Origin of the sequence: uncultured Methanobrevibacter sp. (genome assembly GCF_902769175.1) — an archaeon.
Lineage (GTDB): Archaea > Methanobacteriota > Methanobacteria > Methanobacteriales > Methanobacteriaceae > Methanobrevibacter.
This window is the reverse complement of sequence record NZ_CACXNW010000013.1, coordinates 39,045-53,867: the sequence shown is the minus strand read 5'-3', so window position 1 is coordinate 53,867 and position 14,823 is coordinate 39,045. Positions and strand designations below refer to the sequence as shown.

At 29.9% G+C, this 14,823-nt stretch carries 14 protein-coding genes and 1 tRNA gene; 3 read left to right on the top strand and 12 right to left on the bottom strand.

The genetic code is table 11. The features are described from left to right. Positions 1–212 precede the first annotated feature (212 nt). The 6 genes from QZV12_RS05785 to QZV12_RS05760 all read right to left on the bottom strand — a co-directional run bounded on the left by QZV12_RS05785 (position 213) and on the right by QZV12_RS05760 (position 4,538). Positions 213–893, bottom strand: coding sequence for a glycosyltransferase family 2 protein (locus tag QZV12_RS05785; RefSeq protein ID WP_295618644.1), 681 nt, complete (start codon positions 891–893; stop codon positions 213–215). A gap of 61 nt (positions 894–954) precedes the next feature. Then, positions 955–1,926 carry an NAD(P)-dependent oxidoreductase gene (locus QZV12_RS05780; RefSeq protein ID WP_295618641.1) on the bottom strand — a complete coding sequence of 324 codons (972 nt, stop codon included), beginning with the start codon at positions 1,924–1,926 and terminating at the stop codon, positions 955–957. 151 nt (positions 1,927–2,077) lie between these two features. After that, positions 2,078–2,623, bottom strand: coding sequence for a hypothetical protein (locus QZV12_RS05775; protein WP_295618637.1), 546 nt, complete (start codon positions 2,621–2,623; stop codon positions 2,078–2,080). Between the two features lie 134 nt (positions 2,624–2,757). After that, positions 2,758–3,609, bottom strand: a complete 852-nt coding sequence (galU, locus tag QZV12_RS05770; RefSeq protein ID WP_295618634.1) for a UTP--glucose-1-phosphate uridylyltransferase GalU — start codon at positions 3,607–3,609, stop codon at positions 2,758–2,760. 322 nt (positions 3,610–3,931) lie between these two features. After that, positions 3,932–4,015: transfer RNA gene (locus QZV12_RS05765), tRNA-Leu, on the bottom strand. Positions 4,016–4,124: 109 nt separating this feature from the next. After that, entirely contained in the window at positions 4,125–4,538 is a 414-nt protein-coding gene (locus tag QZV12_RS05760) for a DUF371 domain-containing protein (RefSeq protein ID WP_295618631.1), read from the bottom strand. Positions 4,539–4,697: 159 nt separating this feature from the next. On the opposite strand from QZV12_RS05760, the gene QZV12_RS05755 reads away from it, so the two are divergent. The 3 genes from QZV12_RS05755 to QZV12_RS05745 all read left to right on the top strand — a co-directional run bounded on the left by QZV12_RS05755 (position 4,698) and on the right by QZV12_RS05745 (position 6,556). Then, positions 4,698–5,636 (top strand): DUF1848 domain-containing protein, encoded by a 939-nt coding sequence (locus QZV12_RS05755; protein WP_295618628.1) that lies wholly within the window; start codon positions 4,698–4,700, stop codon positions 5,634–5,636. A gap of 35 nt (positions 5,637–5,671) precedes the next feature. Then, positions 5,672–6,013, top strand: a complete 342-nt coding sequence (locus QZV12_RS05750; protein ID WP_295618625.1) for a DUF3795 domain-containing protein — start codon at positions 5,672–5,674, stop codon at positions 6,011–6,013. A gap of 96 nt (positions 6,014–6,109) precedes the next feature. Beyond that, positions 6,110–6,556, top strand: a complete 447-nt coding sequence (locus QZV12_RS05745) for a GIY-YIG nuclease family protein (protein ID WP_366925541.1) — start codon at positions 6,110–6,112, stop codon at positions 6,554–6,556. Between the two features lie 98 nt (positions 6,557–6,654). Here the strand turns inward: QZV12_RS05745 and QZV12_RS05740 are convergent, their stop codons facing one another. From QZV12_RS05740 to galE, 6 genes are all read right to left on the bottom strand, one after another. After that, positions 6,655–7,299 carry a DUF4013 domain-containing protein gene (locus tag QZV12_RS05740; RefSeq protein ID WP_295618618.1) on the bottom strand — a complete coding sequence of 215 codons (645 nt, stop codon included), beginning with the start codon at positions 7,297–7,299 and terminating at the stop codon, positions 6,655–6,657. Between the two features lie 467 nt (positions 7,300–7,766). Continuing rightward, positions 7,767–8,570, bottom strand: a complete 804-nt coding sequence (gene cfbC, locus QZV12_RS05735; protein WP_295618613.1) for a Ni-sirohydrochlorin a,c-diamide reductive cyclase ATP-dependent reductase subunit — start codon at positions 8,568–8,570, stop codon at positions 7,767–7,769. 130 nt (positions 8,571–8,700) lie between these two features. Further along, positions 8,701–9,963 (bottom strand): peptidase U32 family protein, encoded by a 1,263-nt coding sequence (locus tag QZV12_RS05730; protein WP_295618611.1) that lies wholly within the window; start codon positions 9,961–9,963, stop codon positions 8,701–8,703. 207 nt (positions 9,964–10,170) lie between these two features. Further along, complete coding sequence (purF, locus tag QZV12_RS05725) at positions 10,171–11,610, bottom strand: amidophosphoribosyltransferase (RefSeq protein ID WP_295618608.1); 1,440 nt, start codon at positions 11,608–11,610, stop codon at positions 10,171–10,173. Positions 11,611–12,064: 454 nt separating this feature from the next. Then, positions 12,065–13,486 (bottom strand): hypothetical protein, encoded by a 1,422-nt coding sequence (locus QZV12_RS05720; protein ID WP_295618606.1) that lies wholly within the window; start codon positions 13,484–13,486, stop codon positions 12,065–12,067. A gap of 53 nt (positions 13,487–13,539) precedes the next feature. Next, a complete protein-coding gene (galE, locus tag QZV12_RS05715; protein ID WP_295618603.1) occupies positions 13,540–14,514 on the bottom strand; it encodes a UDP-glucose 4-epimerase GalE in 975 nt (324 codons plus the stop codon). Positions 14,515–14,823: the final 309 nt, after the last annotated feature.

The window sequence follows — 14,823 nt, the reverse complement described above, 5'->3', positions numbered from 1 at the left end:
TTTAATAAATAAACTAATTAAAAATTACATTATGAAAAAACTAACTAAAAAAACTATTTTTAAAAAAATAAACTAATAAAAAAATAAATTATGAAAAAACTAATTAAAAAAATAAAATATCTATTTAAAACTATTAAAAAAAGAATAAAAATAATTTAAAATAAAAAAATAAAACAATAAAAAAAAAGAATAAGAACTAAAATAATTCAAAACTACTTTTTAAAAGTTCTAACTATTTTATCCTTAGTTATCTTCAATAAAACTCCTACACCATGTGTTACAGGATCTTTAGTAGAGCCATCAACATCATAACGTACAGTGATAGGAACTTCAACTATTTTCAATCCTGCTTCAGCAGCATCTACAAGCATTTCACTTTCAATTCCAAAACCTGTATCCTTAAATCTGAAGCAATCTTTAGCTCTGCTGGAAAAAGCTCTGAATCCACTTTGGGAATCTGTAACATTAATCCCTGCGGATATATTTGTAGCAATATCCAAAACCCTTTGACCTACTCTTCTATAAGCGGGAGTGTTTTCTTCCGGCCCATTCATATACCTGCTTCCATTAACCAAATCAGCACCATCTTCAATGACCGGCTTGATTAAATCAGGAATCTCATCAGGATTATGCTGACCATCACCATCAATTGTTACAATGATTGAATCATCATTAATCGCTTTAAAACCTGATTTTAATGCTTCTCCCTTACCTAAATTAGTCTCATGATTTATCCGTTCTGCACCAGATTCAATAGCTACTTCTGCAGTCCTATCACTACTGCCGTCATTGATAATGATAACCTTATCAACATATTGTGAAGTTTTAGCTATGACATCAGCTAATGATTCCTCTTCATTGTATGCAGGTATGATTGCTACAATCTTTGCCATTCTATCACTTGAGAAATAAAAAATATTATAATCAGCTAAAAAAAAAGGAAATTGAAGATAATTAATCTTCAATTCTGTAATACCATTTCATCCATTCAACAGTTCTTTTAATTCCCTCTTTCGGAGAAACCTTAGGGTCATGCTTTAAATCGCGAATAGCCTTTGAGAAGTCAATGGTCTTGACTTTTGTAGTGAATGGTTCAGCAGGAGTGTAAGTCACTAATGAATCATCGATTCCTACAGCTTCTAAAACCAAATCAGAATACTCTTCAATTGTCATTTCCCCTTCAGGTTTGCTTCCAACATTGTAAACTTCACCAGGAATGAAATTATCTACAATATTAGCAAATGTATTTGCAGTATCTTCCACATAATCAATAATTCTTTTATGACCTTTATGAACAGAATAAGGCAATCCGTGAAGTGCTTTATAAATAAAAATAGGGATAAATCCTTTGTATGGAGAGTAAGCTTCATGAGGACCATAACAGTTTACAGGACGAACTCTTACAGTTTCAGTTCCAAACATGGTTGCAGAGTTCATGCACATCAATTCTCCTGCCCATTTGGAAATTGCATAGTCGTTCATTTGATAAGTGTCCTTAATAGGCATGTTTTCCATTACATCTTCAGTCATGATTCCTTCATAATCACCATAAACTTCAGCAGATGAAAAGGAAATCATTCTAAATCCTAATTTTTCTTGAAGACGGATCATATTTTTCAATCCGATTACATTTGTTTCCCAAAGGTTTTCATAGTATCCTTCACCATTCCATCTACCATATTCAGCAGCAAGGTTATAGACATAATCGAATTTCTCATTATCATCAAAAATTCTTTCCATTTGACGATAATTACGAATATCCCCTCTTACATAATCGCTGTAAGAATCAGAATATAAGTCAGCCTCATTTTCATGATGCAATAAGTCAACAGCCAAAACTTCATGTCCTCTGCTTCTAAGCTCATTTACAAGATTAGTTCCTATAAATCCGCTTCCACCAGTAACCATTATTCTTTGAGTTTCCATTAAAACACCTTTCCAATCAATTATAATATAAAAATCAATAAAACTTATCTACCAATGTCTAAAATACAAAAATAAATAAACTTATTTATCTGTCTAAAATACAAAAATAAATAAAACTTACCTACCAATATCTAAAACACATAAATAAAACTTATTTATCAATATCGTCATAGCTTTTAGGTTTTTTGCCACGTAATCTTGCAAAAAATCCCAAATCATCATATTCATTTAAAGTGAACTTCAACTGTGCCATTTTAGTATATGCTATATCCAAACGATTCTCTAAAGAGAATGTTCTTTGATTTTGGCGAATTCTTGATTTCCTTAAATCTCTTTCCAAACCGGCAATTTCATAATTGGCATCATTCAAGTCTTTTGTTAACTTATTAACATATTCATTAAGCTTTTCATTGTCAGTCCTTTCAGAATCAAGATATCGCCTAAGAATATCTATCCTATGTTTTAGTTTTTGAGTTTCAAAAGCCAATTCTTCGATGTCATATTGCCTAACTTCCAATTCCAAAGATTCAAACCGCATAATGTCTCGGGAAAGCTTTTCCCTTTCAATTGCAAAATGCTCTATCCTATCCTCATAGGATTCACATCTTTCCTTAAGAACACGATTTTCCTTACGGTACTGGGAAAGCTGCATCTTTAGCTCTTCTATTTCTTCCTCAGGACTCTTTTTATCAATCATTTAATCACATGCAATATTAAGCAATGAATTTAAAATTTAATGAAAATTGTAATTTAGATTTGCATAGATTTAGCAAATAAAGCAAAACAATAATGTTTTAACTAATCTATGCAAACAAACTAGAAAATTTCTAATTAATATTTGCCCACTTCATCACGAAGGAAGGATAAAATTTCCTCCCTATCCTTGTCATTCTCTAAAGCAAACATTAAAGAAGTTTTTAGCCAATCCATACGATTACCTATATCGTAGGTTTTTCCTTTAAACACTTGTCCATAAATCTCATCCAATTTGGATAATGCATCAGTCAATTGGATTTCTCCACCATAACCTGGCTCCACATCTTCAATGCAATCGAAAATGTCAGGAGTGAGAACATATCTTCCCATAATAGCTAAATTACTTGGAGCTACACGAAGAGGTGGCTTTTCAACAAGCTTGTCAATTTTATAAATGGCATTTTCTATCTCTTCACCGCCAATAATACCATATCTTTCAACCTTTTCATCAGGAACTTCCTGCAATGCAATAACTGACTTGTCATATTTTTCATAAATGTTAATCAGTTGCTTAGTGCATGGAACAGTGTCTTTAGTGATTGTGTCCCCTAACATGACAACAAAAGGATCATTTCCTACATGTTTCTTTGCACAGTAAATTGCATCACCAAGTCCTTTTTGCTTCTTCTGTCTTATAAAGTGAATATCAGCTAATCCAGAAATATATTCAATTTCCTTTAAAAAGTCTTCTTTTCCTTTAGTTTTCAAATGATGCTCTAATTCAAAAGACCTGTCAAAATGGTCTTCAATTGATCTTTTACCTTTACCTGTAATAATCAATATATCGTCAACAGCAGAATTTACAGATTCTTCTATCACATATTGAATTGTTGGCTTATCATAAACAGGCAACATTTCTTTTGGTTGGGCCTTTGTAGCAGGTAAAAATCTTGTACCTAAACCTGCTGCAGGAATTACTGCTTTCATCATTTCACCTCAAGTAAATATATTTTTGAATTGATTAATTTTAATAGTTCAAATAGCAATTCAAATGGATTACTAATTTAAAATAATTAAAATAGCAATACAAAGCAATTACTAATTTAATAAATAATTAAAATAGCAATTTAAATGAATTACTAAGTTATTAATATAATTAAAATAGCAATTCAAGGGAATTACTAATTTATTATAATAATATTTTATTAATAAAAATATATAAATTTGATGAAAAAAGCAATTAAAAAAAGAATAAAACATTGTTAAATATAAAATCTAAAAAAAGCAGAATGAAATAAATTACAAAAAGTGCAGGGGACGGGAATCGAACCCGCGAAGGGACTAACCCACTAGGCCCTCAACCTAGCGCCTTTGACCGCTCGACCACCCCTGCATAAAAATAAGCAGTTATATTAATAATACAGTACTATATAGTATGTTTATTATATTATTTAAACCTTACTACAAAAATAAATAAAAAAACAATTAAACAGTCATTAAAATTATAGAAGTTTAATATTGACTTCCATAGATTCACCATTAGCCAAGTCTTCAACTAATTCCCTGTTTAAATCAATAGCTGCCTTATCAGATTTAATCATTAAAGTTCTGGAACATATAAAAGTGCTTTTTCTGCAAACAATGTCTGTAGGATGGGAAAGACTTAAATCATGATGTCCAAAACCTTCTATCTTGTCATATGCATTTGGAGTCTTTAGCTCCACTATGACTTTAGTATCATCATTTGCCAATTTTTCCTTAAAATCATCTGGAAAGTTTTCCATTGATTTATCAATGCCTAAACCGATTATGCAATCTCCAGATAAAGTCAAATCCTTATCCTTGGTTATTTCAAAGGTGGATTTATGTTGAGACAATATGTTCTTATGTCCCTTTGCCCTAATTTTAAAATTCATAATAAGAAATATAGCAATTATTTTATAAAAATATTTTTAAAAAACCTAAAATAAATAAAATAATAGATAATCAAAAAATAAAAAAATCAAATTAAAACCTAAAATAAATAACAGAAAAAACCAAATATAAAAAAATATTATTGAAAAAAGGAGATTTTAATGATTCTAAATACTGGCTTAAGAACAGACATTCCAGGATTCTTTAGTGAATGGTTCTATAATAGAATAGATGAAGGATTCGTATATGTAAGAAATCCCTATGCAAAAAACCAAATCTACAGCTATAAATTAAATCCAGAATTAATAGATTGCATAATGTTCTGCACTAAAAATCCAAAGCCAATGCTTGAAAATCTTGAAAAGATAGATAAGTTCAATCAATATTGGCATATAACAATCAACAATTATGAAAAAGAGATAGAACCTAATGTTCCACCAGCAAATGAAGTTTTAGAAAGCTTCAAAATCCTTTCAAAGAAATTAGGAAAGTCAAGTGTATCATTAAGGTATGACCCGATTTTCATCAATGAAAAATACACTTTAGAACATCATATAGAATCATTTGAATATATTCTTAACTCATTATCCGATTATACAACTGAAGCCATCATAAGCTTTATTGACTTATATGAAAAGACAAAACGCAATTTTCCAGAAGCAAATGAAGTGAACCGATCAGAAAGACTAAAGCTTGGAGAAGAATTTGCCAAAATTGGGAAAAAATACAATATTAAAGTCAAAACATGCGTTGAAGGAAGGGAATTGGAAAAATTTGGAATAGATTCAAGCGGATGCATGACAAAAGAGGTAATTGAAAGAGTAATAAATAAAAATCTAAAGATCACTAAACAGAAGGCAAGAAATGGAGAGTGCTATTGCCTTTTGAATAATGATATAGGTGAATACAACACATGCAATCATGGATGCCTATACTGTTATGCCAATTCAAATAAAAAAATAGTCAAAAGGAATTTGAAACTTCATAATCCAAAATCTTCTCTTTTAATTGGAGATGTCAAGGAAGACGACATAATCATTGAAAGAAAACAAGAAAGCCTTATAACTAATGAAAAGACTAAGCAAACCAAATTATTTTAAAATAAATTATAGAAAAACCAAAAGGGAATGGTATCATGAATGAATACATTGGATATTGTGGATTAGATTGTGAAACTTGTGAAGCCCGCATTGCAAGAGTAAATGATGACAATGAACTACGTGAAAAAGTTGCAAAGCTTTGGAGCGAACTGAATGCTGTTGAAATAAGTCCTGAAATGATCAACTGTGTAGGATGTCGAATAGATGGAGTGAAAACTCCATTCTGTGATTCAATTTGCCCTATAAGAAAATGCGCTTCAACTAAAAAATATGAAACATGTGGTGATTGTGGAGAATTGGAAGAATGTGAAAAAATCAGAATGATTTTTGAAAACAATAAAGATGCACTAAAAAATCTAAAAGGCTCTGATAATTAAGATTTACACATAATCACAAATGCACTAACTCAATGAATCTATTAAATAATAATTACCACCAATTATATTAAAGATAAATACAAAAGTTGTTAAATTATGAAAGGTTGCTACTGTTTAATTATATCTATGAAAAAAAGTGAGAAACTTAATATAGGGCATCTATATCAAGACCATAAATTTAAGAAAGGATACTATGTTTACATAGGTTCAGCAATGAATTCAATTGTAGCAAGAATCAATAGACATTTATCTGATGAGAAGAAACTTCATTGGCATATAGATTATCTGTTGAAAAATGAAAGCAGTGAAATAAGGGATGTTCTCTATAATATTTCAGATAAGAAGATAGAATGTGATCTGGCAGCCATAATAGCTGAAAATGGAGAAGGTGTTCCAAAATTCGGATGTTCTGATTGCAATTGCAATTCCCATTTAATTTATTTTAAAAGAAAAAGAGATGCTGTAAATTCTGTAAAAAGTGCATATGATAATCTAAACATGAAATATTATAATTTAAACTATTTTAAAAAAAAGATTAATTAATAATAAAAAAACAAAAAAATAAAAATTTAAACTATTTTAAAAAAAAGATTAATTAATAATAAAAAAAGCAAAAAATAAAAAAAAAGAAAAAGGGTTATTTAGTTTACATCAGAGTATAATAACCCAATTGCTCTGTTATAGAAGAATGTTGCATAAACTCCTAATATACCGAGTAATATTCCGCCAATTATATTATGATAAGCATAAACTACCATAAAGATAAATGCAACAAGTAAACAAATGACGAAAACTGCAATAATAGTTATGAGAACTTTTAACATACCTACTTCTGATATATCAGAAATAGCATCACCGATAGAGAGAGCTGCTCCTAAACTATCATATTTTGCTAATCTACATACTGCCATAAATTCAGCAAATGCAAAGACAATGTATAATACAAGAACAACGATTAAGGTTAAAATACCTTTACCTAAGAGAGTTAATAATAACCATGCAATAACTGCTGGAACTATATAATAAACAAGACCAACAATAAGTACTTTGATAGCATTTGAAACTTGTCTTACAAGGTCAATGCCTGGAGCATCGTCTCTTCTTTCAATACCAAATTTAACAATATCTAAACCATATCCGGAAATTAATAATGCACCAATGATTATTACTAATATTCCAATAAATCCTAATCCTCCTGCAGCAATAATATGATTGTTACTTGCTTGAGGAATCATCGCAATAAGGCTTCCCGCACCTAAAATTCCGGCAATTATACCAATAAGCATATAAAGTACTAATGCTTTTACATTATGTAAAGGATATGCAATTGCATCTCCTATAATTTCAGTTATATCCATATTTAACACCTAAAAAATTAATTTTATATTTTTAATTTAATAATATCTTTTCAGACATTATTACTATATAAGTACTACTATTTAAATGTAAATAATAAAATTGGGAATTTTCTTTAAATTATACATAAAAATTACTATTTTTTCAAAAAATTAAATGATTTGAGCATATCAGTTCAGTTTAATTATATATTAAAAAGTATGAATTTAAAAAAAAATTAAATGATTTGAGCATATCAGTTCAGTCTAATTATATATTAAAAAGTATGAATTTAAAAAAAAATATTAAAAAAATCAGATTTGAATAAAAGTATTTAATCTTCAAAATAATTAAAAAAAAAACATAAAAAAGAAATTTAAGAATATTAAAAATTAATAAAAAATGAAATAATAAATCTTTAATCTAAGAATGACTTAAAGAAATTTTCAAAATCCTCATCTTCCATTGGTTCAGGAGTTGAGAAATTATCATTGATGAAAATGTCACTTGCCAATTTTCTATAAGCTTCCGCTTCATTTGACTCAGGAGCATATTCAACTACTGTTTTTGCATCCAATTCACTTCTTTGAATCAAATTGATTCTTCCTATAACTCCAATAACCTGAGTGTTGATCTTTTCTGCAAAGGAACTTACAATTTCCTCTTCATTTTCAATGCCTTTGCAATTGCAAATGATTCCTCCAAGGTTTCCTTTTAGCTTTTTGATTCCTTTGGAAATATTGTTTGCTGCATATAATGACATATATTCTCCAGAAGATACTATAAATACTTCATCAGCATAATCTTCTCTAAGAGGAACTGAAAAACCTCCACAAACAACATCCCCTAAAACATCATAAAGAATTACATCAAATTCTTCATCAAAGGCATTTAAATTCTCTAAACGTTTCATGGCAACTATAACTCCACGTCCTGCACAGCCTACTCCAGGTTCAGGACCTCCACTTTCAACACATTTGATCTGATTGAATCCTTCAAAAACCAAATCGGAAAGTTCAGGCTTTTTATTATCTTTAAGTGTATTAACTATTGTAGGAATTCTTTTACCGCACAATGTTCTTGTAGTGTCAGATTTAGGGTCACAACCAATTACCATGACCTTCTTATCATCTTCACTATAAGCTGCTGCAATATTAGCCACTGTAGTGCTTTTGCCAATACCACCTTTTCCATAAATAGCTATTTTCTTTTGTCTTTTCATCTTTACACCAGTTAATAGAAATTAAATAATAAAAATTAAAACATGCAAATATTTAATATTTTCTTTAATTTTAATTGAATTCATTTTTTCACTAAATCAATTTCTAAAAAATCCTCAAATTCATTAATGATTATTTCTCTTCCCGAGGAATCAACTTATATACAAAATCGCTTTCCCTTAACTTTTCATCAATTGCTATTGCTACATTAGAACCTTTTTCTGCCTTTTCAATAGCTTTTCCATCAATTTGCATAGATTCAATAACATGAGTAATGGAACCGGTAGTCGGCCCTTGAATCATGATCTCATCACCAACAGCCAAATCATCCCAAATCCTAAGTTCTGCAACCTTGATTTTATTATAGTAATTAACCACTTTCGCTATATCCTTTTTAATGAATTTGGATTGGTTGTTTTCGCTTATTTCATGAGGAATATTAAAGTAGAATCCAGTATCGAATCCTCTATTGAATACCTTCATAAGCTCTTCCATCCATTGAGGATTATACTTATAGTTTTCAGGATCCTTCAGATATAAGTCAATTGCTTCCCTATAAACCTTAACTGCTGTTGCAACATAATCTGGAGATCTTGCCCTTCCCTCTATCTTAAAGGAATCAATTCCCGCTTCAATAAGCTCAGGAATATGCTCTATTAAAGCCATATCCTTTGGAGAGAAGAAATTTGTCCTATATGAATCATCATATGAATTGGATATTATGAAGGATTCATCATCACATTCAGAGAAATTAATGACATCATCATTTTCATCCTCTTCAAAGCTTAACCTCCACTCCTTTCTGCATGGCTGCAAACAATCTCCACAATTAGCGCTTCTGCCATAAAGGCCATAGCTTAAGAAACATCTTCCAGAGATTGCCATACACATTGCACCATGAATGAAAACTTCAGTTTCAATAGAGGAATTGCTCTTCTTAAGCTTTTTAGTGATTTCCATTATTTCATCCAATGACAATTCCCTTGACAGGATAGCCCTTTTGGCACCTAATTTCTCCAAGGTCTTTAAAGCATAAAAATTAGTGGTGTTTTCCTGAACGCTTACATGAGCTTCAAGGCCATTTTCACATGCCAAGTCAATTAATGCAATGTCAGATAGGATAATTCCATCTGCACCATACTCTTTAATATAAGGCAATTGCTGTTGAAGCTTTTCAACATCTTCATCCTTCATTATGGTATTTGTGCAGACATATAATTTAGCTCCATATTCCTTTGTGATTTCACTTGCCTTCCTAATGTCTTCAAGTGAAAAATTACTTGCATTTATTCTCATATTGACATCTTCCAAGCCAATATAAACTGCATCAGCGCCATTTTTCAATGCACTGGCTAATGAAATGAAATTTCCTGCAGGAGCTAATAGTTCTACCATAAAAACAACTCATAAAAAAGATTTCTAAAAATAATTCATAAATAAAAAATATGCAATTTAAAATTAAAATTCACGCTAAAAATAAAAAACAAAAAAAGATGAAGAATTTTTCTTCATCTAAACCTAAAAAGGTCAATCATTACTCTTCATTAAAAACCATAAAGACCAAATCATCACTCTTCATTTAAAACCATAAAGGCTAAATAATTACTCTTCATCTGTTGGACCGGTTATAGTTTGAATATAACTTAAGTAAGACTCTGCCTCTAAATCATCAGGTATCTCAGTTGGATAGTCTTCAGTAATACAGCCTAAACAGAGGTCTCCTCCGTCCATGCCAATAGCTTCAATGAGAGACTCAATACTAATATATCCTAAAGTTTCAGCACCTAATTGCTTTCTGATTTCTTCAATTTCCAAATTAGCTGCAATCAATTCATCTTTAGTAGCTAAAGCAACACCATAGAAACATGGAGCAATAACTGGAGGACAGCCAATCAACATATGAACCTCTTCAGCACCTGCTGCCTTAAGGATTCTAACCAAGGATTCAGAAGTTGTTCCTCTAACAATACTGTCATCGATTACAACAACTCTTTTTCCTTTTAATTCATGGTTTAATGGATTTAATTTAAGCTTAACTGCAATTTCACGTTCTTCTTGAGTTGGCATAATGAATGTTCTGCCAACATACCTGTTTTTAATTAGACCTTCACCAAATGGAATTCCTGAAGCTCTTGCGTATCCAATAGCTGCAGGAATGGATGAGTCAGGTACAGGCAATACTAAATCTGCTTCAATAGGGTTTTCCTTATACAATGCTTCTCCGATTTTAAGCCTTGTATCATAAACGCTTTTTTCATCAATAATACTGTCAGGACGAGCAAAGTAAACATACTCAAACATACAATGTGCTCTTCTGGAACCTTTTGCAGATGGCAAAATATATGAATTGACCTTATTGTCCTTAAAGTATAATAATTCACCAGGTTCCATATCACGTATGATTTCTGCATTTATTACATCAAATGCAACTGATTCGGATGCAACTACAAAATGATCATCAGTTTGACCTAAAATCAAAGGTTTCATTGCCATAGGATCTCTTAAAACATATAGTTCATCATTGATTAAAATAACTAATGAATAGGAACCAATTAATTTTTGAGAAACAGTGTCAATGACTTTTAGAATGTCCTTTTCATTTTCAAATTCTTCCTTAATCAAATAACAGACGACTTCAGAATCGGTGTCAGATTGGAATTCATATCCTTTTTTAGTTAATTCATCTCTTAAGGAACCAGAGTTCACAATATCTCCATTGTGACCCATAGCTATAAATCCATCACCTAATTCAGTAAAGAATGGCTGTGAATTTTCAATTTTTGATTGGCCAGTGGTTGAATATCTTACATGACCAATACCAACATTTCCACTTAAGCTGTTAAGTAATGTATTATCAAAAACATCAGTTACTAAACCCATTCCACAGTGGAAATTTAAGCCATAATTAACATTATGAGTTGCAATTCCTGCAGATTCTTGTCCTCTGTGCTGTAAAGCATACAAACCGTAATAAATCAAGTGAGAAACATCCATAGAGGTCTCTTTAGAATGTATCCCAATAATACCACATTTATCTTTCAATATTTAATCTCCATTAACCCTATTAAGACAATAAAAAATTTTTAATAATTATAATTCAATGAATATAATATTAATCTTACTTAAAAAAAACAATTAAGTTAAAAATCATATGTAAATATTTATAATTTTTCTAATATTTATAATAATGTTTTTTAGAAAAAAATTTAAAAATGAATGAATGAAAAATTTAAAAAATAATTAATAATAAAAATACAGCAAATAAAATAATTCAAAAAAAATAATAATGTTTTTTAGAAAAAAATTTAAAAATGAATGAATGAAAAATTTAAAAAATAATTTATAATAAAAATACAGCAAATAAAATAATTCAAAAAAAATACTAAAAATAAATTAATTAAAAATAAGGGCATGAAAAAGATAAAAAAATAACTAAAAATAAATTAATTAAAAATAAGGGCATGAAAAAGATAAAAAAGATAAAAAAAGTTAATATTTAACTCCAAAGATTGGAAAATGCAGAGTAATCCTCCTCTCCATCATCTTCATCATCTTCACCGTCATAGCCATAATCTTCCCCATCATTATTCTCAACATACTGGTCTTCACCAGCATCATCTTTAATATAACGGCTGATTTCCTCTTCAATATCATCTTCATCTTCCATTGATTTAAGAGATTTGAGATTGAACACATTAATGCTTTCTTCGTTTCTTTCTTTTTGGTTCAATTTTTCATTGAAGATATCATCTAAGTCATCTTCATTGGAATTTCCTTCAAATTTTTCATTATAAATGAAATCATCATCGGAAGAATCAAATCCATTATCTTCATTTTTGAAAATGGAATTGTCGGCATGATTTGAATTATCCTCTTCAAATCTAGGGAAATCTTCGAATACTGACCTGTTTTCTGAATGGCTTGGAGCGAATTCTTCAATTTCCTCGAATTTGAAATTGCTTTTAAAATTATTATAATCCAAATCCTGCTTATTTGTATCAGATAAGATAAAAGCAGTCTTAATAATCTTTAACCAATCTAAAGCATCCTCTTTGGATTCAGCACATATGGCTCCTTGGCCAATCATTAGATTTTTAGGGCGGAAATTGTCTGTACTGATTAAAATGAACTTATAGGTATCCTGAGATAAATGTTCATCAAAGAGATCATACCACAAGTCATTCAATGAATAAACTTCCAATGAATTTTTGCTGTGAAGACCTTCAAATCTTGATTTCAAGTCTGAATAATCAGATTTGATCTTATCCAATTCCCTTTGAAGTGCCTTTACCTCTTCAGACAGCTTTTCATTTCTTTCCCTAAATGAATTGGATTCCTTGATTAAAAGCTCGTTTTCTTTGGAAATCTTATCAAATTTCAAGGATTCCTTATCAAAATCAGTTTTTATTTGATTATACAATCTTTTTGAATTGTTTATTGAAGACAAATTGGATATGCTGTATAATCCTCCTCGAATAATGGAATTTGCAATCTCATCTTCAAAGATATTGTCTTCATTATAGTCATATTCATAATCATTCAATTCTTCAAGTGAAGGAAGCTTTAGATATTCAATGAAATTAAAATCGTTTTTTAATGAAGATCTGAGATTTTCATATAGGCGATGGCCTTCCTCGTTGTTTTCAGTAGCTATTAAAACCAAATCTGCACCTACAATGGTGTTTTTAGCCACTTCAATATTTCGGCTTGGAATTATTGAAGAGATGTTTACATTAAAATTAGATAAGTCGAAATTGCTTACAGCCTTAGATATTAATTCCAAATAATCCATATTTGTCAAAATAATCCGAATGTCAACTAATTTGGATTCAAAAGGATTTAATTCATTTGAGAAACCATTTTCATCATCTTTAAAATCATTAAAGCCGTAATCATTTTCATCAAAATCATTATTCATTTAAACACCCCAATTTCTAAAGCTTTGAAAGATATTCAATAAAATATAAAAACTTAAAGATTAATCTTTTTATGCCATTTCCAAGCGGATTCAATAATGTCTTCCAAATTGGTAATTTCAGGCTTCCATTTCAATATCTCTCCTGCCTTTTTGGAATCAGCAATTAAAATATCAGGATCTCCTGGACGTCTCTCTTCAATCTTTACATCAAAGTCAACATCTGTAACCTTTTTGCAAGTTTCAATAACATCCTTTACAGAAAATCCACTGCCATTACCTAAATTAAAAATATTGCTGTCATTGAAAGGCTCTTCCAAATATTGCAATGCCTTCAAATGAGCATCTGCCAAGTCATTTACATGAATGTAATCCCTTATGCATGTGCCGTCAGGTGTGGCATAGTCATCTCCAAAAATGGAAATGCTACCTCTTTTTCCAATTGCTGCATCTAAAACCAAAGGAATCAAATGAGTTTCAGGATTGTGGTCTTCACCTATTTCACAATCCAAGTCTGCACCTGCTGCATTGAAATATCTAAGAGAAACATATTTTAAAGGACCGAAATCAGATTCATCCTTTAAGAGATTTTCAACCATTAATTTTGATTCCCCATAAGGATTGATCGGGTTCAATTCATTCTCTTCAGTAATTGGAATGGATTTTGGTATTCCATATAATGCTGCAGTAGATGAGAAAATAAATTTGTTTACTCTAAATTCCTTCATCACTTGGAGCAAATTCAAGGTATTTTCATAGTTGTTTTGAATGTATTTTTCAGGCTCTTCAACAGATTCAGCTACAGATGAAAATGCAGCAAAGTGCATTACAGCATCAATGTCATTTTCCTGGAATATTTCCCGGACCTTTTCTGTATCGCTTAAATCAGCATTGACTAGTTTACCCCATTTAACGGCATATTTATGGCCTTTGGATAAATTATCAAAGACTATTGTCTCATAACCTGAATTATTTAGCAGTTTATTAACATGGGACCCAATGTATCCGGCCCCACCAGTAACTAAAATCATAATATCACAAAAGTTAATAATTTTCTTATTTTAAAAATCAATAAGACATTTATTCCTCATTTAATTTTAAAAATTAATTTAGTTTCTATGTTTTATTAATTATATTAATTATATCTTTATTTTAATTTATATTTAACTTTTATCATTTATTTTATAAAATAAAGGAAAATTATTAGAAAAAAAGTGAAATAAGTAATAAGAATTTAATAAAAATGAAATGAAATTAATACTGAATAAATAAGAATAAAAAAACTGAAATGAAATAAAAACTGAATAAATAAGAATAAAAAAACTGAAATGAAATAAAAA